This window comes from Maridesulfovibrio ferrireducens (assembly GCF_016342405.1).
Lineage (GTDB): Bacteria > Desulfobacterota > Desulfovibrionia > Desulfovibrionales > Desulfovibrionaceae > Maridesulfovibrio > Maridesulfovibrio ferrireducens_A.
The window spans coordinates 44584-68674 of record NZ_JAEINN010000006.1 but is presented as its reverse complement, the minus strand read 5'-3'; the positions used below and the strand labels follow the sequence as shown (position 1 = coordinate 68674).

The window sequence follows — 24091 nt, the reverse complement described above, 5'->3', positions numbered from 1 at the left end:
ATAAATTGATCTTCGAAAAGCCTCGCAAAATGCGAGGCTTTTTTATGTTTTAAAGCCACTTGTTAAAATTATCTAAAATAATATCCCATGCCTTTTCAGCTAAAATGGGATCAAAAGCTGTGTCGTCAGGGTTTGCAAAGCCGTGCTTGGCATTTTGAATGCGTATCATCGACCAGTCAGGCTGTGCTTCATTCATTTCTTTTACGAACATTTCAGCGTGCTTTTCGGGTACTACTGGGTCGTTTTCAACATGAAGCGCAAGAAGCTTTGCTCTGATTTGTCCATATGCGGCTGGATGAGTTGTTTCTAAGTATCCGTAAACACTGATAGCGCCGTTTATTGTTCCTGCTAACTGCGCATCTTTTTCATTAAACTGTTCATTGCAACGGGCGAGTTCCAATACAGCCCCGCCTCCGAATGAGAACCCGAGAGCCGCAATTTTTGCGGAGTTAGCTTCAGGCTGATTAGTTAGAACTTCAAGGCATGCCTGTGCTCGTTTGCGCATCAAAAGCCGATCATCGCGGTAAATTCTGTGTGCTGTTCGCGCTTCATCAATATTTTTAGGTCGGTTGTCAGGGCCGTAGAAATCTGCGGCAAGCACAGCGTAACCGGTACGGGCAAGTCGTCTTGCGTGGCCTAAGGTGACTTTGTTCAGTCCGGTATATTCATGAATTAACAGAACAGCCGGGAACGATCCTGAAACGTCCGGTGTAACGAGTACGCTTTCGAGCTGTTCGCCTTGGTGTGTATGTTTAATCGTTCGTTCTTTAAGCACTGTGATAAAATTATTCATTATTTGATCTGAGAATAGAGCCGCATAAGCCGCCGGTTTCTTCGCAGTCATAAGAAGATTTATCTTCTTCCGGCTCAACATGAATAGTTACGTGGCAATTTTTAAGTTCGTCTTTTATGCAAATTTCAATTTCACTGCAAAGCGTATGAGAGCTGGCAATGGTTGATTTGCCGGGCAGAAGCAGATGAAAATCAATAAAGCGCTGAGAACCAGCCTTACGGGTTCTCAGTCCATGGTAAAGAATTTCTTCTCCTGCACATTTCCTGATAGATTTATCAATAAGTGAAAGCTCCGACTTAGGAAGGGTATTATCCATCAATCCTGAGTATGATTTTTTTATCAGGTAAAATCCTGTGAAAATAATATTCAAAGCCATTATAATTGCGATGATCGGATCAAGGATAGCCCATGATGGCGGGGTGAAAAGCATAACACCGAGGCCGAGCACAAGACCTATTGAAGTCCATACGTCTGTTAGTAGATGTTTAGCATCTGCTTCAAGGATGATTGAATCATGAATTTTAGCGCCCTTCAGCATAATTTTAGCGGTAATAAAATTAACGGCTGAGGAGAGCAGGGCAATGAGAAGACCGGTCAATAAATTATTGGGAACTGACGGTGATATAAACCTCTCAATGGAAGCATAAACAATACCTATGGCTGCAATTAATATAAGCATTCCCTCTGCGCCGCTTGAAAAATATTCTGCTTTTCCGTGTCCGTATGTGTGAGCGTGGTCAGCCGGTTTCATGGCGAGAGTCAGCGCTGCTAAAGCAAATAACCCTGCTGAAAGGTTAACAAGTGTCTCCATTGCATCTGAAAGCAAGCCTACAGAATCGGTGATATGCCATGCCCAGAATTTAAGAACCAGCGTGACTATCGATGCGGTAATAGAGTAATATATATATTTCTTGGGAGATTCGGACATAAGATGCAGCCTGCTAAGAGGTTAAAATCAGTTTTTTTAATAGTCTTGAATTACATTATCATTTGAAGATTGAGCTTAGCAAGGAGTTCATAAGTATATAAATAGAATTATAAAAAAGGCCGCTCCATCTGGAGCGGCCTTTTAACTTGTATATCAACTGTGATTATTTATTCTTAAGAGCTATGCGGAAACAGATTATTGCGCCGCCCCAGGTGATGCCGAGTCCGAATACCATCATAATTATTGCGCCGGTAGTCATAGTCTATCTCCTTTTGAGGAAGTGGTTGTTTTCTGATTTTTTCACAAAAGCAAAATCTTTGTGTGCAAATGTCATTGAGAATATTGAGCAGACAAAAAGGACAGCCCATCCGAATAGTATAATGGCTGTGTTTGAGTATCCGCCATAGTTTGTCTGAAGATCACCAATGAAGTTGTTGATGACCATGAAGCCGAGCATAACAGGCACAATGTACCGCAGGCAGGTTTTCCATAAGCCACCGACTTTCAATTCAGAAGTTGTGTTAATGTGCTGACTGAGAGCGTCCAGATCGCAGAACCATGCGATGAAGATGATTTCAATAAATCCGCCGATGAGTATTCCGAAGTTGTTCACAAAGTGGTCAACAATATCAAGCAACAGAAGTCCGCTGCCGGTTGTGAACATAATACTAATGAGGAATCCTATAACGCAGAAAAGAGTTGCTGCTTTTTGACGAGTAACGTTCAGTTTATCAATAATAGCTGAAACAACTGCTTCTGTGATGGAAATCATGGAAGACAGTCCGGCAACTACGAGAGCCAGAAAGAACATTACACCGAAGAAAACAGGCATCGGCATCAGATTGATTGCAGTCGGCAAAGTAATGAATGCCAGGCCAACACCGGAATTGGTAACTTCACTGACTGGAACACCCTGCTGTAGAGCCATGTAACCGAGAACACTGAAGATCATTATACCTGAAAGCATACTGAATCCGCAGTTGATGAAAACAGTCATACAGGCGTTATTGGTGATGTCAGATTTTTTTGGAAGATAACTGGAATATGCCAGCATGATGGCAAAACCTATTGAAAGGCTGTAGAAAATCTGTCCGAAAGCGTCAGCCCAGACTTTTCCTTTTAAAAGTGCGGAAAAATCAGGTTTGAAGAGCCAGTTGAGACCATCTGCAGCTCCGGGAAGCATTAATCCGCGGGCAATGAATATAAAAACCAGCAGGAAAAGAAGCGGCATAAATATTTTATTAGCTCTTTCAATTCCTTTTTTAACGCCGGTAAAGACGGCAAGAAAAGTACAGAACCATGCAGTAGCAGTTGCCGCAAAAATGGCCCACTGTATGCCGCCGATCTCCATTGGTGAACTACTGAGATGTAAAAAATCACCATAGAAGAAGTCTTTCGGGGCCATCCCCCAGCCTTGCGTGAATGATAGAATTAAATAATTCATGGCCCACGCGATGACGACTACATAATATGTGTCAATAATGAAGGCGACCATGATCTGCCACCAGCCGAGCCATTCCCAGCGTTTAGATATGGAAGCGAAAATTTTGGGAGCTGATCCTTTGAATTTCTGACCGAGTCCAAACTCCAGAATCATGAAGGGAATACCCGCAGCCAGCATCGCCACAAAATAAGGAATAAGGAAAGCACCACCACCGTTTTCATAAACTATGTATGGAAAACGCCAGATGTTACCTAATCCGATTGCAGACCCTACAGCGGCTAAAATAAAGCCGGAACGTGAACCCCATGTTTCTCTTTTTTGCATTTTGTTTGAACTCCTTTCGAGAAAAGACAACGGATTAAGCAAAAATTATACGTAATCCGAAAAAATATGTATATTAATGTGCTAAACGCACGAATGGTGATTCGCATAAAATACATTTTGACAATTGTCTATTAAAGAAAGCGGCTATTTTTTGAAGCTACGACTGAGGGATGCGGAGAAAATTGATTTTTTTAATTCATAAAAACAAGTTAATTAAGTGAATTTTATATAAAAAGATAAGTTTTAAGCAATAAAGAGTTAATGTACTATTAAGAAAAATTATATCTTTTAGAGAGTTGCATAGAAGAGGGTAAATTTTTAAAAGACTAATAGTTGCGATAGGTTAATGTTATATTCTAATATGCTTATTGCAATGGGTGCAAAGTGATTAATCTGTATCAGCACAGCTATTTAATCAGTCATTTTTTTTATAATTAGATGGTCGACTTATAGGGGCTGAATAGAATATGCTTTTCTAAGTAGTTTTTAAGGAGCATTAAGCATGGCTAATATCTTGGTTCTTGATGATGTAATAGACGCTGGAGTCCTTCTGAAACGTATTCTTGAACGTAAAGGACATGAGGTTTCGGTTTTTTCCGAAGAAGAAGAAGCTCTTAATCATGTTGCAAAGAATAAAGTTGATTTGGCGATTCTGGACATAAAGCTTAAAAAGATGACCGGAGTGGAAGTCTTGGAGCTGATGAAAGAAATATCACCGGATATAAAAGTGATAATGCTTACCGGATATCCTACTCTGGAAACAGCCCGCGCATCAGTTAAACACGGTGCCAATGAATATTGCGTAAAGCCTATTGATAAGGAAGAGCTTGAATCGAAGGTTGCGGATGTTTTGGGATAGATAGTTATTTTTTGCGCGCAAGATTTGTTGATAAGAGTAAGCTGCTAGTTTGTATCTTCAGTTTTTTTAAGTTGTTCAACTGTATAAATTACTTCATTTTTATAAAATTAAATCAATATAAGATTGATTTTTTTATAATATACGTTTTTTTACGTGTAAGGTTTTTTCTATAGCTTTTTATTAAGAAAAATAAATTTCAGCATGATTTTATATAGAAGATAGAGCTTGAATTGATCCGCTAAATTTGCTTTTTATAAGCTGCTTTTGGCGGATTATTTAGAAAGAACAGTCATTTTAAAATATAATTTATATACAGCGGTGAAAATACCGTAATGTAACTATAATCATAAGGAGAAATAATGTCTGATTTATCAATACTTTTCCCCGGTCAGGGATCTCAGGAACTTGGAATGGGGCGTGAGCTTGCAGAAGAATGGTCTGTTGCAATGGACATGTGGAAATTTGCTGAAACCGAAAGCGGACTGCCTTTAAGAGAAATTTACTGGCAAGGTTCCCCTGCGGATATGTCCAAAACCGAAGCGCTTCAGCCTGCGTTGACAGTAGTAAACTTGTCACTCTGGCTGTATCTCAAAGACAGCCTTACTCCCGCCGCAACAGCAGGACATAGTCTCGGCGAGTTTGCTTCTCTTGGAGCATCCGGCATTCTCAGCATCAATGATACAATAAAAGCTGTATCATTGCGCGGTAAGCTTATGTCGCAGGTCGCAAATGCGGATCATGGCATGGCCGCTGTTCTTAAGCTTTCACAGGGTGACGTTGAAGAAGCCGTTGAAATTGCCAGAAGTGAATCAGGTAAAGAACTTAGAATTGCAAACTACAATTCTCCGGCTCAGTATGTGATCAGTGGTGAAAAAACCGCTCTTGATGCTGCCGGCGTAGTAATAAAAGAGAAGAAAGGACGTGCTATAGTCTTGCCTGTCAGCGGTGCATTCCACAGTCCTCTTATTCAGGAAGCAGCGGATGAATTTGCAGCTTATCTTAAGAAGATGGATTGGAATATCCCTGCATTTCCTGTTTATTTTAATGCGACTGCTGCACCGGAAAAAAATCCAGAAGAGATTAAAAAGATCATGTGTGCTCAGATGACTTCATCAGTACGTTGGATTGAAATTATAGCCAATCAATATGAAGCCGGCGTAAAGACCTTTTTTGAACTCGGACCTAAAGGAGTTCTTACCAAACTTCTCGTAGCAAACCTTAAGGGTAAAGAATACGAAGGCCAGGGAATCGGTAATCTTGCGCAGGCTCAGGAAGTCAAATAGTTCTAAAATATAAGTGGAGGACAGCTTAGCAGTCCTCCACTTATTTTTAATGCTAAATTTTACAGGCATCACTGCCGGAGCAATAAGCATCAATAAAGCCCATTAATTGGTTTCCGAAGTAGACACATTTTTCACCTTCGATACATTTTAAAGCATCTCCGGTTTTGATGTGGGTCTGGAGGGTCTCTTTTCCTTTGCTCAGAGTGATGATCCATTCATTTTTTTCGTCGCTGAATTCGGCGGTAACATCCAGATTAAATTTTTTGATTTCAGGATAAAGCTCAATAATTTTTTCCGTTATCTGCGTACCTACTCTCATGATTTCCTCCGTTCCGGTTACCTGTGAACGCGGGGCCTATGCCACACATTAATTTGTTTTGCTTAGATATTAAATAATATAATAATGAGACGACAGGTCAAGGGTAATTTGATTAATCTTTGAAGGAAGAGCTTTTTGTTACGAGAATAGTGAGTGAAATTAATTTTCATATTTTTTCAGTTGTGTTAATAGTTGTTTCTGATTGTGTTGCTGGAAAAAACATTAAATTTTATCCATAAATTGTTTAATTGAACCTTTTGGAGTTTATTATGAAAACCCTGACTGCTGCCCATATGGAACGATGCATAGGATGTCATTCATGCTCCTTTGCGTGTGCGCGGCAAGTGCATAAGTTGCTGTCATGGAACACCGCAGGAATCAGAATTTCCTCTTCCGGAGGGTTATCTACCGGATTTGTGGCGAAAGTCTGTCTTGCCTGTGATCCTGCGCCTTGTGCGGTTGCTTGTCCCACTCAAGCTATGTCGCCACGCAAAAAAGGTGGCGGTGTTATCCATAAAAAGGATTTGTGCATACGTTGCGGAAAGTGTGCAGAAGCCTGTCCTGTTGATGCAATTTATTTAGATCTTAAGAAACGCCCGTTTGTCTGCATTCATTGCGGAAGATGTGTAAAATTCTGTCCTCATGAATGTCTTGAGATGCGTGAGTCCGAGAGCACGAAAAGAGCAAAGAAGGAGGACGCATTATGATTCGCGATTATTTTAGAGTTCTCGTGGTTGATCTTGCGACCGGTAAGGGAAATGTTGCCAAGATTGAGGGACGTAATGAATTTGCAGGGGGGAGCGGTTTAGGCGCGCTCCTGTTCGATATTTATGGACATGCTCAGCGTCCTTGGGATGACCCGGACCAGCCTTTGATTTTTTCAATCGGTGCTTTGACCGGACTTTTTCCGCTCATGAGCAAAACCGTTTGCTCATTTAAATCTCCGTATCATGATCAGTTTGCAGAAAGTCATGCCGGAGGACGTTCAGCTCTTGCTATCCGTTTTGCCGATTATGATGCCATTGTTATCAAAGGGCGCGCTCCGCGTTTGTCCTGTCTTTCCATCGGAATGAGTCATCTTGAAGTTAAAGATGTTCAGTTTCTGGCCGGAAAAGATGTTTTTTCCACAGGTAAGCTGCTGCGCCGCATGTTCCCCGGTTCAGGGCATCGTTCCATTTTACGCATAGGACCTGCGGGTGAAAGTTTATCCGGCATGGCTTGTATTAATGCCGATACATATCGTCACTTCGGCAGACTCGGTTCCGGCGGAGTTATGGGGTCAAAAAACCTGAAAGGTATTGTTATTCAAGGTGACGGTTCATTCGCATTGCCGGATAATAAAGATTATTCGAAGGTTTTTGATGAAGTTTATGAAAAAATGACCGGTACTGACATGATGAGTAAATATCATAATTTAGGTACTGCCGCGAATCTGAATGTTCTTAATGAGCTTAAGTCTCTGCCTTGGCGTAATCTTCAGGCCACTAAAGATGATGACATCGCCGGAATTACGGGAGAAAAATTTGCGGATGACACTTTGCTCAGGAACGCAGCCTGTGCCGGTTGTCCTGTCGGCTGTATCCATTTAGGTTTTGTTCGCGAAAAATTTATGGAACAGAATCAGTACATGTACCGTCAGGTGGCCTATGATTACGAGCCTATTTTTGCAACTGGCTCCATGCTTGGCGTGACTGATGCATTTCATGTTCTTGCCATAATGGACGAAATTGAAAAAGTCGGACTTGATGTCATGTCGGGCGGAGTTGCTCTTGCATGGGCAACTGAAGCTTTTGAAAAAGGTATTATTACTGAAAAAGAAACAATTGTTCCGCTCGCTTTCGGTGATGCTGAAGGATATAAAAAAGCGGTTAATTATTTAGGACAGGCAGAGAACGAATTTTATGCCGCACTCAGTAAAGGAACTCTCGTAGCCGCCAAGAAATATGGCGGAGAAGACTTTGCATGCGTCCTTGGTCAGGAAATGGCGGGATATGCCACAGGAGAGACTTTCTACGTTGCGGAGAGTCTAGGGTTCAGACATTCACATCTGGACTCAGGAGGGTACGCCTGGGATCAGAAAAACGACAAGAAGGATGTTGACGCAGTCTGTGATTTCCTTATCGGAGATGAAACAGGACGTGCTTTCATTACTTCAATGGTCGCTTGTCTGTTCGGACGCGGCGTTTATAATGATGAGCAGCTTTCCGCCTGTCTTAAATCTGTCGGATATACTGAAATTGCCGAGAACATGGATACCATCGGGGAAAGAGTCCGGGCAATGCGGTGGAAAGTTCGCTTCGATACCGGCTATGATCCGGATGCCATATCCATTCCGAAAAGATATAATGAAGTGACCACCTGGAAAGGTAAAACAGATCCTGAATATCTTGCCGCGTTAAAGAAAGAATATGGTAATAGAATACGTAATCTGGTTTCAAAAGAGGCCTTAATCAGGCTCGGATTGGATAAATACGAAAAAAATTAAGTAAAAACTAAAAAAGAGCTTGCCAAGGCGAGCATGTTTAGTTAGTTATCTCTCCTCAGCGGCGCCGAGGTAGCTCAGTCGGTAGAGCAGTGGACTGAAAATCCACGTGTCGGGAGTTCAATTCTCTCCCTCGGCACCATCTGTAAAGAATAGCCCTCATAATTTATTATGAGGGCTTTTTCTATTGTGGAAGATTTCAATCGAATTTGAGTCGTTTTTTTGGGTAAGCTTATAAATTTCTTTAGAGCTGAAATTCTCAGTTGACATAAATCAATGTTATGATAGGACTTACCTATCGGCGCCGAGGTAGCTCAGTCGGTAGAGCAGTGGACTGAAAATCCACGTGTCGGGAGTTCAATTCTCTCCCTCGGCACCACTTGGAAATTTAAGGGTTAAGCTAAATCAGCTTAGCCCTTTTTCTTTTTGTTTTTTAGGACCTTACATATAAAGTATAGTTACTCATCGTTAGAAATAAGTCTCTTGTCCAATCCGCTAACGTTATCAATAGCATTTGTTTTACGGATCTTGAAGCCAACACCATCCACTAAAGCCATAAAAGGGGTAATATAATGGGAAAACATATTATTGAGGAAGCAAGTCGCTGCCTGCAATGCAAGCGTCCTTTGTGCACTAAAGGATGCCCGATCAGTACCCCGGTCAATAAAATGGTGAAGGCATTGTTGGATGGGGATATGCAGAGAGCTGGCGAATTACTTTTCATGAACAATCCACTTTCTGTAGTTTGTTCACTCATTTGTCCTCATGAAAATTTTTGTGAAGGACACTGCATTCTCGGGCGAAAGAGTTCTCCCGTACAAGTGAGTGACATTGAAAATTACGTATCCAGATATTATCTGGATCAATATCAGCCAAGTCAGCCGCAAAACAAGAATAACGGCAAACGAATAGCCATCATCGGATCTGGACCAGCCGGCATCTCCGTTGCTTTTATCCTTGCCTCTCAAGGATTCGCCGTGACCATTTTTGAGTCTGAAGAAAAGATTGGCGGTGTCCTCCAGTATGGCATCCCTGACTTCCGACTTCCTAAAGATATTTTGGAAAAAATCAAAAAAAGATTGCTTAAATTAGGCGTAAAAATTCGCCCTAATACACTCATTGGTCCGGTAATAAGTATTGATGACCTGTTCCGGGATGAATATCAGGCCGTCTTCATCGGAACTGGAGTATGGAATCCCAGACCGCTGCGTCTTAAGGGAGAAACGCTTGGGCATGTTCATTATGCTATCAATTATCTCAAAAATCCCGATGTTTATACATTAGGAAAAAAAGTTGCCGTCATCGGAGCTGGTAATGTTGCCATGGATGTGGCGCGAACCGCATTACGGAAAGGTGCGGAGGAAGTGACCATTTTATACCGGCGTGGCGAAGAGGATATAAGTGCTACCAAGTACGAATATGAATACGCTAAACTGGATGGTGTTAAGTTCAAATTCTACACTTCTCCTCTTGAGATAGAAGATACTCGCGTATTGTGTGCCAAGACGCAGAAAGTTGAAGATGAGCAAGGTAAAACACGCCTCGAAACAATTGCGGGTGTTGAAGAATATTTTGAAGCAAACTCAGTGTTTGTTGCTGTCAGTCAGACCCCGAGGGGTAATTTATCTGGCCTTCAGGTTGGCAAAACAGGTCTAGTTATTACAGATGAGGAAGGACGTACAACCCGGGAAGGGGTTTTCGCATCTGGAGATGTTGTGACCGGTGCCAGGACAGTGGTTGAAGCGGTCAATTGTTCAAAGCGTTCGGCGCAATCAATTCTTGAGTACATTGAGAGTAATGCTTCGTAGAAGATTTCATTAAGGGCTAAGCTGAATCAGCTTAGCCCTTTTTCTTTAGGATGTTACAGATCAAGTATAATTATTCATCGTTAGAAATAAGTCTCTTGCCCAATCCTATAACGTTATCAATTTCATAGCCCAGACCTTGATAGAAAGCTAAAACCTCAGTATTTGTTTTACGGACCTGAAGATTAATTTTAGGGCATCCCTTCGCTTTTATTCTGTCTTCCACACAATTCATTATCTTTTTTGCAAATCCTTTTTTTTGAACTTCCGGAGATACTGCCAGATAGTTTATCCATCCTCTATGTCCTTCGTATCCGCCCATCACTGTGGCTACAATTTCGTTTTTGTATATACCTACCAAAAATAAATCAGGATCAATTATCATTTTTCTGCGAATATCATTTTTCGGGTCATTCCACGGTGCAACAAGATTGCATTCTTTCCATAATTCAATGACTTTTTCTTCGTCTTCCTGTTTGAATTCTCTTACTTGCATTAATTAATCTCATTTATGACTGAAGGGTTGCTTTTGGTATTTTTAAAAACAAATGATACCAAAAAAGTATCATTAGCAGCAATAACTAAAACATAAACACGGGGGTGATAATGAGCGAGAAAACACATCTTTATATTCTATGGACTAATGCTGATGTTGAAGCTGCAGAAAAAATGGTATTTATGTATGGTGTTAATTCATTACTTAAAGGATGGTGGGAGGAAGTAACCATTATTATTTGGGGCGGCTCGGTAAAGCTTGCAGCTGAGAACGAGACAATAAAAAAACTTATTTCAAGTGCGCTAAAAGCTGGCGTGAATATGAGTGTGTGCCGTTCCTGCGCTGATATGTATGGCTTGGTCGGAGAAATCGAAGCGCAAAAAGTGGAAGTCATTTATTGGGGAGAGCCGTTGACTGATCTTCTTAAAAGTAATGAAAAGTTACTGACAGTTTAATTTTTTATAAGTTATTATTTGGCAGAAGAACGAGGAGCAAAAATGAAAATACGGATATTTACATTAGTAATGTCGTTTTTAGTCGTATTCGGGTTGTCCGCTTGTGCAAGCTATGAGCGAACTACCGGAGTGGACAATACATGGCGATCAAAGGATGCGCCTGTTTTTAAGACTGGCGTGACGACTCAGGCGGATGTCATCAAAGCTTTGGGGCCTCCTTCACAGATTATTACTCTTAAAGAAAAGCCTGTTTTTTATTATTTGCATGAGCACAGAAAAGGTGGCGGAGTCTTTTTGCTTGTATTTAACTATGCCAACGATAAGGCTGTTTACGATCGGGCCGTATTCTTTTTTGATGCCGAGGGAGTTATGGAAGATTTCAGCTTTAGCAAGGAAAGCGTGCCTTATGAGCCAGAGATCGATTAAATTTTTAACAATACTTTTGCTTTGTTCTGTCTTGTTTTCAGGCTGTACTATTATCAAAAAAGAAGGCTTGAATTCGATTGCTTTTGATCCGGCTGAGTATGAGCAGGGCAAATCCTCATGGAATGAGCTTCTTGCCGATTTAGGTCCACCTGATCAGATCGGTGAAATGGGCAGTGGTATGGTCTGGCTGTATGAAAATATTGATATCAGTGAATTTCAAGTAGGTGCTTCTCTGCAATATGAATGGCTATCACTTATTAAACTTGTTCACGCAACAGCTGATGCCAAACGGGTGGCTTTATTGCTGACTTTTGATGAGGACAGGGTGTTGAAAAGCGGTAACCTTTTTGAGTGGGAAGACGACCTCGGCCACGATAATGCCGTTCAATTTTTCCTGGTTGTAACAAGTCTTGCGGATGCAGATCATTTATCTCGTGAACCGCAGCAGCTTCGATGGGGGAAAAATCTTCTTGCTCCATTGCCGGAGGGATTGAATGCTGCGTGGTTACCTGAATTAAACGGGAAAGGTATAGAGCTTAGAGGAACGCCTTTAAAAGCTGGGCAACATACTTTAGAAATGCATTAAGCTAGGTGTGTATGAAACTTTGATTTGGTAATGTAATGAAATAAGTTGAATTTGTTTTGCAGCTGATAGTCCCTTCATGAGAAATCATGGGGGCTTTTTTTTGATACTATAGCCATTATTCCAAATTTGATGTAATTGTAATTAATATAAAAAGTTTTTTAATGAGGGATGAATATTTTTTAAGGGAATTAAATACGAAATACTAGAAAGGAGTACGCGGGATGAAGATAACCAAGCATTCTTGGCCTGTTTTGATTGTTTCCGGTCAGTTTGAAGCATCAAATGATGAAGGACTTCGTCTTCGTGAGTTAGAAGAAGAACTTATCGGAGAGCAGGAATGCTCAGTAATCCCTTCTTACAGTTATGAAGATGCTGTTGAAATTTTCATGTCCCGTGCAGACCTTGGCGCAGTGGTTATTGATTGGGATATTCAGGGAGAGAGAGCGGATGAAGTTATGCCTCCTGAATTGCTTCTCGATGAAATCCGTAAACGCAATAAGACCATCCCTATTTTCCTGCTGACTGATCGAACTGCGATGGAAGATTTGGCGACGAAGGTGTTGCGCCAGATCAATGAATGTCTTTGGAAAACAGCCGATACTTCTGAATTTCTCGCCGGACGCATTGAAACTTTGCTCATTGAGTACGTAAAAAGTGTGTATCCGGTCTTTTTCGGTCAAATGGTTAAATATTCTGAAGCGTACAAATACGCTTGGCACACTCCCGGACATATGGGCGGTGAAGGTTTCCTCAGAAGTCCTGCCGGTGTTGCGATGCACAAATTTTACGGTGAAAATGTTTTTCGTTCCGATCTTTCCATTTCTGTTCCGGAGCTTGGTTCACTGCTCGATCATGAGGGGGTTGTGGGCGATGCTGAAAAGAATTCAGCGCGGGTATTCGGTGCCGATCAGACCTATTATGTTCTTAACGGAACATCGAATGTAAACCAGATTATCTGGCGCAGTCAGCTGGTGCGGGATGATATCGCTTTTGTTGATCGCAACTGCCATAAGTCGCTCAACTACGCCATGGTCATAACCGATGCCTATCCGATTTATATGGTTCCCCGCCGTAATAAACGCGGGATTATCGGTCCTTGCCGTTTGTCAGAATTTTCCGAAAAATCCATTCAGACTAAAGTTAAAGAAAACAAACTGATACCGGATAATATTAAATCGAGCAGCGTAAAAATGTCTGCGCTCACCAATTCCACTTATGACGGCATTTGTTACAACGTAATCAATATCAAAAAGCAGTTGCAGAAAAGTGTTGAGAACCTTCATTTTGATGAAGCTTGGTATGCTTACGCCCGTTTTCATCCGATTTACAAAGATCATTTCGGCATGGCTGACGATGATCTCAATGAAAATCATCCGCCTATTTTCTGTTCGCATTCTACTCATAAGTTGCTGATGGCTTTTTCACAGGCATCCATGCTTCATGTCAGGGACGGAAGTCATGTGAAAATTGATCCTGATGAGCTGAATGAATCATACATGATGCATGGCTCTACTTCGCCTCAGTACAGCATGATAGCCTCGCTTGATGTTGCAACCAAAATGATGGAAGACAGCGGCGAAGTCTTGATGAATGACACTATTCTGGAAGCTATTAATCTGCGTAAAAAAGTTTCCAAAATTGCTAAGGAAATGAAGGATGAGAATGATTGGTTCTTTGAAATGTGGCAGCCCGCCAAGGTTGATCAGGACGGGGAAATCAAAAATTTTGAAGATGTGCCGACACAGTATCTTTGTGAAAATCAGAAACCGTGGGTTTTCAGTTCAAAAGATGATTGGCATGGATTTGATGACATTGAAGATAATTATGCCATGCTCGACCCCATTAAGCTCACTTTCACAACTCCCGGTTTGAAGGAAAGCGGTGAAATGCTGGATGAAGGCATACCTGCTTCAATAGTCACTAACTATCTTATTAACCACGGAATTGTTTGCGAAAAAACAGATTATTATTCTTTCCTGCTCCTTAATTCAATGGGAACAACCAAGGCTAAACAAGGCTCCCTTTTGGCCGGATTGCTCAAGTTTAAAGAGCTTTATGACGGCAATGTTTCTTTGAATAAAGTGCAGCCTGATCTGGTGCAGAGTTTTCCGGAAGCTTATGACGGAGTGGGTTTGAAAGACCACTGTAACTCCATCCATAAATATTACAAAGAGCACAAACTGCTTGATAAGATGCAGGCCGCATTTCAGGTAATTCCTGATCAGGCTATGAAGCCTTCGGAAGCTTACCATAACGTTGTCCGCAAAAATGTTGAATATGTTGAACTTAAAGAAATGAAGGGCCGTATTCCAGCAGTGATGGTTGTTCCTTATCCTCCCGGCATTCCAGTGATTATGGGCGGGGAAATTTTGAATGACAAGGCTGATGCTGTTTATGAATATTTGGAAACCCGTCAGAACTTTGAGAATGTGTATCCCGGATATGAAAGTGATATCCACGGCGTTGAACGCATAGAGCGCGACGGCAAAAAGTACTTTAGAACCATGTGCGTAAAAAAATAATAATCAAGCAGATAAGTCCTTCGTAATATGCGGAGGACTTATTTTTTTTGAGATAAACGGGGCTGAATAATATAAATGGCTGAACTGAATAATTCACAAAAATCTAGCAAATTAAGCGTATTCACCCTGATGATGATCAACGTTGCGGCTATTATGTCGCTGCGTGCTTTGCCGGGGCTTGCCGAGTATGGCTGGTCATTGATTTTTTATCTTACTTTAGCGTCACTTTGTTTTTTTATTCCTTCTGCTTTGGTTTCCGCGGAACTTGCTTCCGGCTGGCAGGGCGAGGGCGGTGTGTATCTCTGGGTGAAGGAAGCCTTCGGACCAAAATGGGGATTTGTTGCCATCTTCATGCAGTGGGTGGAAAATCTTCCGTGGTTTCCGGCAGTGCTTGCCTTCGGAGCGTCTGCCATAGCTTATACTTTCAATCCTGAACTTGCTGAAAACAAATGGTTTATTGTCGGAGTTATTCAGATAACGCTTTGGGTTACTACTTTTCTTAATTTCAGAGATATGAAGCTGTCAGCTTTTTTCAGTTCTTCAGGTGCGATTGTCGGTACAATTATTCCCGGAATTTTGATTATTGTTTTGGGAATTATTCATGTGCTGTCCGGCAAGCCTTCGGAAATAGTTTTTTCAATGCCTGCGCTGGTCCCTGATATCGACAGCTTGCAACAGCTTATGCTGCTTGCGGCAATGCTTGTTTCATTTCTGGGTATTGAGATGTCTGCGGTTCACGTGAACGAGGTGAAAAATCCTGCGAAGAATTATCCTCGTGCAATTTTTGCGGCTTGTCTCATCATTATATTACTTTCAACTTTTGGGTCACTTGCAATTGCGTTGGTTATTCCGGCTGACGGGGTAAGTCTCAGTGCCGGAGTGTGTCAGGCTTTTGATAAGCTTTTTAAAATTCATAACATGCCGTTTATGACCCCTATTATATGTTTTCTTCTGGCTTATGGGGCGCTCACAATGGTTGTGACGTGGATGGTCGGACCTTCGAAAGGGATTCGGGAAGTTGCAAAGGAAGGGTATCTTCCTAAATCGTGGCAGAAAACCAACAAGTACGGAATTCCAACAAATATTTTAATTATTCAGACCGGTCTTTCAGCTATTCTTTCCTGTGTAATCCTGTTCATGCCGACAGTCAGCAGTGCGTTTATGCTTATGAGTGCTCTGGCGGCTCAGCTTTATCTGATCATGTATTTACTGATGTTTGCCGCGGCCATTCGGCTTCGCTATACGCATCCCGAAGTAAAACGCGGTTATACCATTCCGGGCGGCAAGATTGGTATCTGGATTGTTTCGTCCGTAGCAATGGTTACGTGTTTGTTTGTTATTGTGTTCGGTTTTATTCCGCCTCATGCCGTTCGCTCACAAGGAATGTGGCCCTCACTTTATTATGTCGGATTTCTTTTAACAGGCGTTGTTGTTTTCACATTGGTTCCATTAGTTTTTTATCATCGGGCAATAAGGAAGAAGGCTATGGCGGAAGAAGATATCCAAGTTGAAAAGATAATACCTGTTGAAGCTAATTCGTAATATATTAAACGTTTTTATTCCCTTATTATTACATAGGACTACGATTTAATATCCCAATTTAACGAAGATAAGGAGATGCAATATGGCTACAGCCGAACACAAAAAAATGGGCGTGATTGCGTGTACCGCAGTTGTAGCCGGAAACATGATGGGGTCGGGAATTGCTTTGCTCCCGGCAAACTTGGCCGCTATTGGCAGTATTTCTTTGATCGGATGGGGAGTTGCTCTGGTCGGAGCATTGGCGCTGGCATATGTGTTTGCAAGGCTCGGGATGGAAGATCCGCAAGAGGGCGGCCCTATCGCTTATTCCGGCGAAGTTGCTCCTATTCTGGGATACCAGTCCGGTCTGCTTTATTATCACGCCAACTGGATAGGTAATATTGCGATTGCTATTACAGGCGTGGATTATTTGTCAATTTTCTTTCCCATTCTGCAAGATCCGCTCTATTCGGGCATAACTTCCATAATAATTATCTGGATATTTACCGGTATCAATATTCTTGGAGCTGACTGGATCGGGCGGCTCGTTTCTGTCGGAGTTGTGCTGCTTTTAATTCCGGTGATAATAACGGGTACAGCCGGCTGGGCCTTTTTCGATATGGCACAGTTCAACAGCAATTGGCTTGTGGAAGGTCAAACTTCGGAATCAGCAATTCTAGCGGCTATTATTCTATGTATCTGGAGTTTTATCGGTGTGGAAAGTGCCTCGGTAAACACCGCAGTTGTAAAAAATCCGAAGCGTACAATTCCTATTTCAACGATGGTAGGGACGGCAGTGGCGGGGGTTGTATATATTCTTTCCTGCACCACTATCTCAGGCATGTTTCCGGCAAGTACTGTTGCTGCGTCGGGAGCACCATTTTCGCTGGCAATGGGCCATATCTGTGCAAATATCCCGTATGCTGAATATGTTCCTAAACTGGTTTCCGCTGTCACGGCTTTTGCCTGTCTGGCCTCACTCGGTTCATGGATGATGCTTGTTTCGCAGGCCGGTTGCAGGGCTTCAAATGATGGAACTCTTCCTAAGGTTTTCGGCAACCGGAATAAGCATGGTGTTCCCGTTGAAGGTCTTGTTTTTTCATCCATTATGATGAGCGTGCTGCTTGTTGTGTTGATGGTTCTGTCTAAAGGCGGAAGCACACAGAGTATGTTTGGAAATATCATTAATATTGCAGTATTATTGACTCTTCCTCCGTATTTTTACTCTGCACTTAATCTGCTGCGCCGTTATGGATTCAAAGCTAAAAAAGCATGGCTGCAACTCACCTCAGCGCTTCTAGCCTGTGGATTTTGTCTGATAGCCCTATCGGGTGCGGCAAAGGACGCATTAATCGGATGTATGGTTGTAATGCTTTGCACATTTATTTTTTATGTAGGAAAGGATCGCAGTGACTTTGAGAAGAAGGTCAGGGCTGAAAAGGAAGCTTCGTAAAAACGTACTAAGAGCAATATAAGTTTCGAACAAAAACAGCCTCCGCATTAGTGCGGGGGCTGTTTTTGTTTTATTATGTCTGTTTTGTCATAATAAAACAATGTTGAATGATAATGATGACTATCTGTCTGCATGTAACTGAAGCGAGTACTAGTATATGATGCTTGGGTCTGTGTTTATAATTGTTATAAAGGTTAAAAAATGAATGATAATAGAAGAGCAGGTTGTTTTATATTTTATTCTAGTACCATCTTGTAACTAATAATAGACGCATTGCTATTAATAGTCTTCCTTGTTATGTCAAAAAACACATATAATATTGACCTATTATAAATATTATAGAGTTTTTTTATAATTAATTTGGGGGATTTAAAATGTATAAATCAAAGTTACGTGTATTAACCATTTTTATGTTTTGCTTATTCTTTTTAGGATTAACAAGTGTCGTAAAAGCTGAAGAACTAAGAATTTTTTCCGGTGCCGGACTTATGAAGCCGATGGAAGAGTTGCGGCAGAATTTTGAGAAAAAAAATAACGTTACAATAAGTGTGCATTATGGCAGTTCCGGTGAAATTTTCGGAATGATGTCTATGGGGCAGACTTGTGATGTATTCATTCCCGGCGCAGAAAAATATACAAATGATGCCGTTAAAAACGGCTGGCTCTATAAGCCCAGCATCATCAAAATAGTTAAGCATATACCTGTGATTGTGGTTCCTGCTGGAAATCCGTTAAATATTAAGAGTCTTGATGATCTTGCCCGGCCCGGTTTGAAAGTTGCGCTTTGCGATCCTAAATCTGCTGCAATAGGAAAAGTTTCTAAAAAACTTCTCGGTAAATGCAAACTTTGGAAGAAAGTTGAGCCGAATGTTGTTGTTTTTGCTCCTACCTGCAATCAGCTTCTTATCTATACTGCTCTTGATCAGGCTGACGCCACAATTAACTGGTTAGACGTTACCACATGGGCGGAAGGCAGAGGCAAGGTGCAGACTATTAAAATCGATCCTGCCCGCAATATGATTAAGACGATTCCGACAGCGCTTCATATCTCGGCAAAAGATAATCCTCTGGCTGTTAAATTAAATGACTATATTGCTTCCTCTGAAGGAATGGCTGTATGGGAAAAATGGGGATTTGAAGCTTGCACAAGGTAAACTTTTTTAAGATATGGCTTCTTTGCTGTACGTTTTTTATAACAGCGCTTCTGGTTCTTGCAATCGGAGCGTTGTTTACTGTGCCTACTTTTGAAGATGTCTGGATGAATCTCCAAAGTGAAGAAATGCGTTTTTCGCTTACTTTGTCCTTGATTACGGGGCTTATTTCTTCTGTTTTGGTGATGTTGTTTTCTCTTCCGATTGGTTTTGCACTTTCAAGACTTCGCTTTCCAGGCAAAGGAATAGTCAGAACCATTATGGATCTTCCGATTGCTTTTCCAGAGCTTGTTTTGGGGCTTTGTCTCATTTTACTTTTTGGGAAAACTCCGATTGGTGCCGCTCTTAAATCAATAGGAATTAATTTTGTTTTCACTCAGGAAGGCGTAGTCGTTGCGCAGTTTTTTACGGCGCTACCCTATGCTATTCGCATAATGAAATCGACATTTGATTTTATCAGTCCCCGTATGGAATTTATCTCACGCAGTCTCGGCTATACTCAGTTTGAAACATTTATAAAAGTTTCATTACCTCTTGCCGGTAAAGGAATATTGGCTGCTTCAGTTATCGCTTTTGCCCGCTGCATCGGAACGTTCGGTACTGTTCTGATTTTAGCCGGTGGGTCGTATATGAAAACTGAAACGCTGCCTGTAACCTTATATCTCAATATTTCTTACGGAAACATGGGAATGGCATTAACAAGCGGATTGCTGTTGGTAGCGGTTTCATTTGCGGCGATTTTTGTATTTGAAATGACGGAAGTGAAGCTATGAGTTTTCTAAGTGTAAACGATTTGCATATTGATCTTGGCCAGTTTTCTCTGAAAGGAGTGTCCCTTGATCTTAAAAAAGGTGACTACCTCGCAGTGATGGGACCGACCGGTTCGGGGAAGACCATTCTTCTTGAATGTATAATAGGTTTTTATAAACCTAAGCAGGGTCATATTTTTTTAGAAGGGCGTGACATTACAGATGAAAAACCTGAAAAAAGAAGAATAGGCATTGTCTATCAGGATTACGCACTTCTGCCGCATTTAACCGTATTTAAAAATATTGAATATGGTTTGAAAAAAATTGATGCCGGAAAAGAAAGCAGAAGAGCTAAGATTATCAAGATGGCTGAATCGCTTAATATCAGTCATATTCTGCACCGTAAACCTGAAACTCTTTCAGGGGGTGAGCAGCAGAGAACAGCACTTGCCCGCGCCTTGGTTGTTGAACCGAAACTTCTGCTTATGGATGAGCCGCTTTCAGCCCTTGATCCTAAAACAAGACATAATATCCGTTCACTGCTCAGAAAAACTATCGAGAAGCTCGATATTACTGTGCTTCATATCACACATGATATGGACGATGTCTGGTCTATGGCAAATAAAGTAGCCATTTTTAAGAACGGAGAATTGTTGCAGCACAATACCAGAGAACAGGTCTTCAACTGTCCGGAAAGTTCCTTTCTTGCGGATTTTGTCGGGGCGGTCATTTACGATGGAAAGGTTGTCAGTAATTGTGGCGGGAAAAGTCTGGTTGATATTCAGGGACTTGAGCTTTCAGTTGTCGAGAATGTAAAAAGTGATCCGGCTGTAAAAGTAGCGTTGCGACCTGAAAATGTGATGGTTTTCAGAGAAAAGCCGACAGATGCTTTTGAGCGGAATATTTTCGAAGCAACTCTGGATGATTTTTATCATGAAGGGAATCTCTGCCACCTTTCATATAGCAGTAAAGGCGTTCGGATACCGGTTATGATGATGACCAATTCGTTTTATGAAATGGATTTGAAAAAGGACCAGAGTTCTTTTTTGGCGATCCGTTCTCATGATTTAAGAATATTATAAGGCGGGAACACTTTATGGACACAATTAATTTTCACCCGATAGGCTACATTCACTCCCCGTTTGATAAGCTTGAAGGAATGCCTATACAGCCTTCAGGAGCAAAGGATGATCTCGGATATATTGAACTTTCTGAAGATCTTCAAGAAGGCTTGAATGATTTGGATGGATTTTCACATATTATTCTATTGTATCATTTTCATAAAAATGAGGGCTACAAGCTTAGCGTGAAGCCTTTTATGGATACTGTTGAGCGAGGATTATTTTCTACCCGTGCTCCCCGCAGGCCGAATATGATAGGAATATCTACAGTTGAACTACTCGAAATTAAAGGAAATATTATTAAAATTAAAGGGGTGGACGTTTTAAACGGAACTCCCTTGATTGATATTAAACCGTATGTAGCAAAATTTGATGCAGTTCCGGCTGATCGTTTCGGCTGGTTGGAAAAAAATGCAAAAAAGTCGGAAACACTTAAATCCGATACAAGATTTGTTGGCGATAGTGATTGATAATTTGGATTTAAAATTTATAAAGAGAGAATGTTTTATGAAGAATTTAAGAATGTTAGGTGTGTTGAGTTGTTTGGCTATCAGTTGTTTAGTCCTTTTTGCTGCTCCTGCTATGGCGCAGAAGACTATTACTGATCAGCTTGGCAGAACAGTTATTGTTCCGGATGTAAGTAAGCGTGCGGTTGTTTTGCAGCATCAGGCTTTAGATATTATGATTCAGCTTGGTGCAGCCGACTCTGTTGTCGGTATTCTTGAGAAATGGGATAAATATCTGCCCGGCGCACGTAAAGGTATCAAAAATATCGAAAGCATGCCTACTCCCGGCGGCTTGAAAAGTGTGAATATGGAGAGCCTGTTAACTCTGAATCCTGATCTTGTAATTGTTACTCATTACGCTTCGAAAGATATGATTGATCAGATTACGAATGCCGGAATACCTGTTGTCGGGATATCCCTTTACAACGCAGGATATGAACATACCTCAGTTCTCAATCCTGATTTGAAAGATGCGAGCAAGGCTTATAATGAAGGATTGAAAGAAGGCGTTCGACTTCTTGGTAATCTTTTCGGCAAGGAAAAGAGGGCTGAAAAATTAATCTCTGTTATCGACTCAAATCAGAAAATATTGAAAAAACATCTCGGTAAAATTGCCGAAGATAAACGTGTAAGATGTTACATGGCTCACTCCAACCTCGGAACCTATGGTCGCGGCAAATATACAAGCGTAATCATGGAGCGCGCCGGTGGTGTGAATGTTGCTGCTAAGGATCTCGTCGGTTTCAAAAAAGTTACTATGGAAGATATCTTGCGTTGGAATCCTGAAGTTGTCTTTATCCAGTGGCGTCATCGTAAAATAGCAAAAGACTTGATTAGTGATCCGATTTGGAAAGAAGTCAGTGCTGTTAAAAATAATCGGGTATTTATTTGTCCTGAGTATGCCAAACCTTGGGGACATCCTCTGCCTGAGTCTATGGCTTTAGGTGAATTGTGGATGGCAAAAACATTGTATCCTGAAAAATTCAAGGATGTAGATCTGTCAGCTCTTGTTCAGGCTTATTATAAAGAATTCTATGGCACAGAGTATAAATAAATCCGGAATCTTAAGCGGCAGGAATATTCGAAGTAGATGGACTATTCTACTCTGGGTAGCTCCTGCCGCTGTTTTTTGTCTGGGGCTTGCCTGGGGAAGATATCAAGTTGACCTTTTGGATGTGTTGTTAATTTTAGGGGATGCTTTAGGGCTGCCTGTGGGTGGAGAATGGTCCTCAATTGTCCAGACAGTGGTGCTTAATGTTCGCTTGCCCCGCGTCCTTGCGGCCATGCTTATCGGAGGCGGGTTATCTGTTTCAGGAGCGGCCTTTCAAGGGCTTTTTCGTAATCCGCTGGTATCTCCTTATGTGCTTGGTGTTGCTTCCGGCGCAGGTTTTGGTGCCGCTTTAGGCATTATCATATGGAATCAGCCGGTGATGATTCAAGGTTGTGCATTTTTTTTTGGAATGACTGCCGTAATTGCCGCATGGTTGATGAGTCGTTTATATAAAGCCAGCGGGTCAATGATCATTGTTCTTGCCGGGGTGATAGTTGGAGCTTTTTTCCAATCGCTTCTTTCACTTATCAAATACCTTGCAGACCCTGATGATAAGCTTCCCGTGATTATTTATTGGCTTATGGGTTCTCTCTCCTCAATTACTATGGAAGACCTTTATACTGTTCTTTTGCCTATGGGAGTCTGCATTGTCGGGCTTTTGATGGTGCGGTGGCGGCTTAATGTTCTTTCTTTCGGTGATGAGGAAGCCAAAACTCTTGGAGTGGAAGCCGGACGGTTGCGCTTCGGTGTGGTTGTGGCGGTCACGATTATTACAGCCAGTGCTGTTTCCGTCAGCGGAATTGTGGGCTGGGTTGGACTCGTTGTGCCTCATCTCGCCAGAATGATGGTCGGTCCTGACTACAGAAAATTAATACCTGCAAGCCTTGCATTAGGTGCGTGTTACCTTGTGTTGATTGACGGCATTGCCAGAAATATAAGTTCAGCTGAAATTCCACTGGGAATCCTTACTGCCACAGTGGGAGCTCCATTTTTTGCTTGGCTCTTAGGAAGAGGGAGGACAGGTTGGGCATAGTTTTAACGGTTTCAAATCTTTCTTTTGCTTACGAAGCCGGAAAGTCCGTCTGGACAGATATTTCATTGGATGTTCACGCCGGAGAGGTGCTTTCTATACTTGGGCCTAATGGAACCGGTAAGTCTACTCTGTTAAGATGTATGGCTGGACTGCATGTTCCTTCGCTCGGTCAGGTTTCGATCGAGGGGAGGAAAGTACAAAAGATGAGTCGCAAAGATGTGGCTAGAGCTATCGCTTTTGTGCCGCAGATGCACACTCCTGTGTTTTCTTTTTCAGCTCTTGAAGTTGTTGTTATGGGCCGAACTGCACATATTGGTGCTTTTGCGTCGCCCTCTGCTAAAGATTACGCCATATCAGAACAGGCTATGGAAACTCTAGGGATTTTATCCCTCGCGCATAAATCCTACGATGAAACAAGCGGCGGGGAGCGGCAGTTGATTCTTTTTGCAAGAGCGCTTGCTCAGGAAGCACGCATTCTCTTGCTTGATGAGCCTACTTCGCATCTGGATTTCGGCAATCAGGCCCGAACGTTAGTACTTGTGCGTAAACTCGCTGATCAGGGTTTAGCCGTTGTAATGACCACTCATTTTCCCGATCATGCTTTAGGTTTTTCAGAGCGAACCGCATTGATTGCAGATGGAAGATTGCAAGGTTATGGAAGAACTGAGAATGTTCTTGATTCTGAAAAGCTCAGTGATTTGTATGGACTGCCCGTTGATGTGTTTACTCTTGAAGCCGGAGAAAAAGTGTGCATTGCCCGGGCAACATGATCAGGCAAAAAATG

General features: G+C 41.8%; 24 protein-coding genes and 2 tRNA genes. 20 read left to right on the top strand and 6 right to left on the bottom strand.

Going from position 1 to position 24091, the window contains the following annotated elements; all coding sequences use genetic code 11:
- Positions 1-49: 49 nt before the first annotated feature.
- From JEY82_RS08155 to JEY82_RS08140, 4 genes are all read right to left on the bottom strand, one after another.
- On the bottom strand, positions 50-793 hold the full coding sequence (locus JEY82_RS08155; RefSeq protein ID WP_304084746.1) for a dienelactone hydrolase family protein: 744 nt from the start codon (positions 791-793) through the stop codon (positions 50-52).
- Positions 786-1721 (bottom strand): cation diffusion facilitator family transporter, encoded by a 936-nt coding sequence (locus JEY82_RS08150; RefSeq protein WP_304084743.1) that lies wholly within the window; start codon positions 1719-1721, stop codon positions 786-788. Before JEY82_RS08150 ends, JEY82_RS08155 begins: the two co-directional genes overlap by 8 nt.
- Before the next feature lie 163 nt (positions 1722-1884).
- The gene (locus tag JEY82_RS08145) at positions 1885-1980 is read right to left on the bottom strand and encodes a MetS family NSS transporter small subunit (RefSeq protein ID WP_304084741.1); all 96 of its coding nucleotides are present in this window, start codon (positions 1978-1980) and stop codon (positions 1885-1887) included.
- 3 nt (positions 1981-1983) lie between these two features.
- A complete protein-coding gene (locus JEY82_RS08140; protein ID WP_304084739.1) occupies positions 1984-3489 on the bottom strand; it encodes a sodium-dependent transporter in 1506 nt (501 codons plus the stop codon).
- A 502-nt stretch (positions 3490-3991) separates the two neighbouring features.
- On the opposite strand from JEY82_RS08140, the gene JEY82_RS08135 reads away from it, so the two are divergent.
- A complete protein-coding gene (locus tag JEY82_RS08135; RefSeq protein WP_092158048.1) occupies positions 3992-4348 on the top strand; it encodes a response regulator in 357 nt (118 codons plus the stop codon).
- Positions 4349-4707: 359 nt separating this feature from the next.
- Positions 4708-5631, top strand: a complete 924-nt coding sequence (locus tag JEY82_RS08130; protein WP_304084734.1) for an ACP S-malonyltransferase — start codon at positions 4708-4710, stop codon at positions 5629-5631.
- A gap of 52 nt (positions 5632-5683) precedes the next feature.
- Here the strand turns inward: JEY82_RS08130 and JEY82_RS08125 are convergent, their stop codons facing one another.
- Entirely contained in the window at positions 5684-5950 is a 267-nt protein-coding gene (locus JEY82_RS08125) for a hypothetical protein (protein WP_304084731.1), read from the bottom strand.
- Between the two features lie 269 nt (positions 5951-6219).
- On the opposite strand from JEY82_RS08125, the gene JEY82_RS08120 reads away from it, so the two are divergent.
- From JEY82_RS08120 to JEY82_RS08100, 5 genes are all read left to right on the top strand, one after another.
- Positions 6220-6657 carry a 4Fe-4S binding protein gene (locus JEY82_RS08120; RefSeq protein WP_304084730.1) on the top strand — a complete coding sequence of 146 codons (438 nt, stop codon included), beginning with the start codon at positions 6220-6222 and terminating at the stop codon, positions 6655-6657.
- Positions 6654-8435, top strand: a complete 1782-nt coding sequence (locus JEY82_RS08115) for an aldehyde ferredoxin oxidoreductase C-terminal domain-containing protein (RefSeq protein ID WP_304084725.1) — start codon at positions 6654-6656, stop codon at positions 8433-8435. The genes JEY82_RS08120 and JEY82_RS08115 overlap by 4 nt, the downstream gene beginning before the upstream one ends.
- Positions 8436-8498: 63 nt before the next feature.
- Positions 8499-8574: transfer RNA gene (locus tag JEY82_RS08110), tRNA-Phe, on the top strand.
- A gap of 161 nt (positions 8575-8735) precedes the next feature.
- Positions 8736-8811 (top strand) — tRNA-Phe (locus JEY82_RS08105).
- 193 nt (positions 8812-9004) lie between these two features.
- Positions 9005-10240: an NAD(P)-dependent oxidoreductase gene (locus JEY82_RS08100; RefSeq protein ID WP_304084722.1), complete on the top strand. Its 1236-nt coding sequence runs from the start codon at positions 9005-9007 to the stop codon at positions 10238-10240.
- 70 nt (positions 10241-10310) lie between these two features.
- Here the strand turns inward: JEY82_RS08100 and JEY82_RS08095 are convergent, their stop codons facing one another.
- Positions 10311-10733 carry a GNAT family acetyltransferase gene (locus JEY82_RS08095; protein ID WP_304084719.1) on the bottom strand — a complete coding sequence of 141 codons (423 nt, stop codon included), beginning with the start codon at positions 10731-10733 and terminating at the stop codon, positions 10311-10313.
- A gap of 110 nt (positions 10734-10843) precedes the next feature.
- On the opposite strand from JEY82_RS08095, the gene JEY82_RS08090 reads away from it, so the two are divergent.
- The 13 genes from JEY82_RS08090 to JEY82_RS08030 all read left to right on the top strand — a co-directional run bounded on the left by JEY82_RS08090 (position 10844) and on the right by JEY82_RS08030 (position 24077).
- A complete protein-coding gene (locus JEY82_RS08090; RefSeq protein WP_304084715.1) occupies positions 10844-11188 on the top strand; it encodes a DsrE family protein in 345 nt (114 codons plus the stop codon).
- Between the two features lie 42 nt (positions 11189-11230).
- On the top strand, positions 11231-11614 hold the full coding sequence (locus tag JEY82_RS08085) for a hypothetical protein (protein WP_304084713.1): 384 nt from the start codon (positions 11231-11233) through the stop codon (positions 11612-11614).
- A complete protein-coding gene (locus tag JEY82_RS08080; RefSeq protein WP_304084710.1) occupies positions 11595-12200 on the top strand; it encodes a hypothetical protein in 606 nt (201 codons plus the stop codon). The genes JEY82_RS08085 and JEY82_RS08080 overlap by 20 nt, the downstream gene beginning before the upstream one ends.
- Positions 12201-12421: 221 nt before the next feature.
- Entirely contained in the window at positions 12422-14722 is a 2301-nt protein-coding gene (locus tag JEY82_RS08075; protein ID WP_304084707.1) for an Orn/Lys/Arg decarboxylase N-terminal domain-containing protein, read from the top strand.
- 75 nt (positions 14723-14797) lie between these two features.
- A complete protein-coding gene (locus JEY82_RS08070; protein ID WP_304084704.1) occupies positions 14798-16264 on the top strand; it encodes an amino acid permease in 1467 nt (488 codons plus the stop codon).
- An 82-nt stretch (positions 16265-16346) separates the two neighbouring features.
- Positions 16347-17696 (top strand): amino acid permease, encoded by a 1350-nt coding sequence (locus JEY82_RS08065; RefSeq protein WP_304084701.1) that lies wholly within the window; start codon positions 16347-16349, stop codon positions 17694-17696.
- Positions 17697-18070: 374 nt separating this feature from the next.
- Complete coding sequence (modA, locus tag JEY82_RS08060) at positions 18071-18850, top strand: molybdate ABC transporter substrate-binding protein (RefSeq protein ID WP_304084698.1); 780 nt, start codon at positions 18071-18073, stop codon at positions 18848-18850.
- 80 nt (positions 18851-18930) lie between these two features.
- Positions 18931-19620: an ABC transporter permease gene (locus JEY82_RS08055; RefSeq protein ID WP_304084696.1), complete on the top strand. Its 690-nt coding sequence runs from the start codon at positions 18931-18933 to the stop codon at positions 19618-19620.
- Positions 19617-20678: an ABC transporter ATP-binding protein gene (locus JEY82_RS08050; RefSeq protein ID WP_304084693.1), complete on the top strand. Its 1062-nt coding sequence runs from the start codon at positions 19617-19619 to the stop codon at positions 20676-20678. Before JEY82_RS08055 ends, JEY82_RS08050 begins: the two co-directional genes overlap by 4 nt.
- A gap of 14 nt (positions 20679-20692) precedes the next feature.
- Positions 20693-21187: a tRNA (N6-threonylcarbamoyladenosine(37)-N6)-methyltransferase TrmO gene (gene tsaA, locus JEY82_RS08045; RefSeq protein WP_304084690.1), complete on the top strand. Its 495-nt coding sequence runs from the start codon at positions 20693-20695 to the stop codon at positions 21185-21187.
- Positions 21188-21224: 37 nt separating this feature from the next.
- On the top strand, positions 21225-22277 hold the full coding sequence (locus JEY82_RS08040) for an ABC transporter substrate-binding protein (protein ID WP_304084687.1): 1053 nt from the start codon (positions 21225-21227) through the stop codon (positions 22275-22277).
- Positions 22258-23307, top strand: coding sequence for an iron ABC transporter permease (locus JEY82_RS08035; protein WP_304084684.1), 1050 nt, complete (start codon positions 22258-22260; stop codon positions 23305-23307). The genes JEY82_RS08040 and JEY82_RS08035 overlap by 20 nt, the downstream gene beginning before the upstream one ends.
- The gene (locus JEY82_RS08030; protein WP_304084681.1) at positions 23298-24077 is read left to right on the top strand and encodes an ABC transporter ATP-binding protein; all 780 of its coding nucleotides are present in this window, start codon (positions 23298-23300) and stop codon (positions 24075-24077) included. The genes JEY82_RS08035 and JEY82_RS08030 overlap by 10 nt, the downstream gene beginning before the upstream one ends.
- The last annotated feature ends 14 nt before the right edge of the window (positions 24078-24091 follow it).

What these genes read in the sequence shown, in the direction of transcription:
- JEY82_RS08155 (WP_304084746.1), bottom strand. Translation starts at nt 793, where the DNA reads ATGAATAATTTTATCACAGTGCTTAAAGAACGAACGATTAAACATACA.
- JEY82_RS08150 (WP_304084743.1), bottom strand. Translation starts at nt 1,721, where the DNA reads ATGTCCGAATCTCCCAAGAAATATATATATTACTCTATTACCGCATCG.
- JEY82_RS08145 (WP_304084741.1), bottom strand. Translation starts at nt 1,980, where the DNA reads ATGACTACCGGCGCAATAATTATGATGGTATTCGGACTCGGCATCACC.
- JEY82_RS08140 (WP_304084739.1), bottom strand. Translation starts at nt 3,489, where the DNA reads ATGCAAAAAAGAGAAACATGGGGTTCACGTTCCGGCTTTATTTTAGCC.
- JEY82_RS08135 (WP_092158048.1), top strand. Translation starts at nt 3,992, where the DNA reads ATGGCTAATATCTTGGTTCTTGATGATGTAATAGACGCTGGAGTCCTT.
- JEY82_RS08130 (WP_304084734.1), top strand. Translation starts at nt 4,708, where the DNA reads ATGTCTGATTTATCAATACTTTTCCCCGGTCAGGGATCTCAGGAACTT.
- JEY82_RS08125 (WP_304084731.1), bottom strand. Translation starts at nt 5,950, where the DNA reads ATGAGAGTAGGTACGCAGATAACGGAAAAAATTATTGAGCTTTATCCT.
- JEY82_RS08120 (WP_304084730.1), top strand. Translation starts at nt 6,220, where the DNA reads ATGAAAACCCTGACTGCTGCCCATATGGAACGATGCATAGGATGTCAT.
- JEY82_RS08115 (WP_304084725.1), top strand. Translation starts at nt 6,654, where the DNA reads ATGATTCGCGATTATTTTAGAGTTCTCGTGGTTGATCTTGCGACCGGT.
- JEY82_RS08100 (WP_304084722.1), top strand. Translation starts at nt 9,005, where the DNA reads ATGGGAAAACATATTATTGAGGAAGCAAGTCGCTGCCTGCAATGCAAG.
- JEY82_RS08095 (WP_304084719.1), bottom strand. Translation starts at nt 10,733, where the DNA reads ATGCAAGTAAGAGAATTCAAACAGGAAGACGAAGAAAAAGTCATTGAA.
- JEY82_RS08090 (WP_304084715.1), top strand. Translation starts at nt 10,844, where the DNA reads ATGAGCGAGAAAACACATCTTTATATTCTATGGACTAATGCTGATGTT.
- JEY82_RS08085 (WP_304084713.1), top strand. Translation starts at nt 11,231, where the DNA reads ATGAAAATACGGATATTTACATTAGTAATGTCGTTTTTAGTCGTATTC.
- JEY82_RS08080 (WP_304084710.1), top strand. Translation starts at nt 11,595, where the DNA reads ATGAGCCAGAGATCGATTAAATTTTTAACAATACTTTTGCTTTGTTCT.
- JEY82_RS08075 (WP_304084707.1), top strand. Translation starts at nt 12,422, where the DNA reads ATGAAGATAACCAAGCATTCTTGGCCTGTTTTGATTGTTTCCGGTCAG.
- JEY82_RS08070 (WP_304084704.1), top strand. Translation starts at nt 14,798, where the DNA reads ATGGCTGAACTGAATAATTCACAAAAATCTAGCAAATTAAGCGTATTC.
- JEY82_RS08065 (WP_304084701.1), top strand. Translation starts at nt 16,347, where the DNA reads ATGGCTACAGCCGAACACAAAAAAATGGGCGTGATTGCGTGTACCGCA.
- modA (WP_304084698.1), top strand. Translation starts at nt 18,071, where the DNA reads ATGTATAAATCAAAGTTACGTGTATTAACCATTTTTATGTTTTGCTTA.
- JEY82_RS08050 (WP_304084693.1), top strand. Translation starts at nt 19,617, where the DNA reads ATGAGTTTTCTAAGTGTAAACGATTTGCATATTGATCTTGGCCAGTTT.
- tsaA (WP_304084690.1), top strand. Translation starts at nt 20,693, where the DNA reads ATGGACACAATTAATTTTCACCCGATAGGCTACATTCACTCCCCGTTT.
- JEY82_RS08040 (WP_304084687.1), top strand. Translation starts at nt 21,225, where the DNA reads ATGAAGAATTTAAGAATGTTAGGTGTGTTGAGTTGTTTGGCTATCAGT.
- JEY82_RS08035 (WP_304084684.1), top strand. Translation starts at nt 22,258, where the DNA reads ATGGCACAGAGTATAAATAAATCCGGAATCTTAAGCGGCAGGAATATT.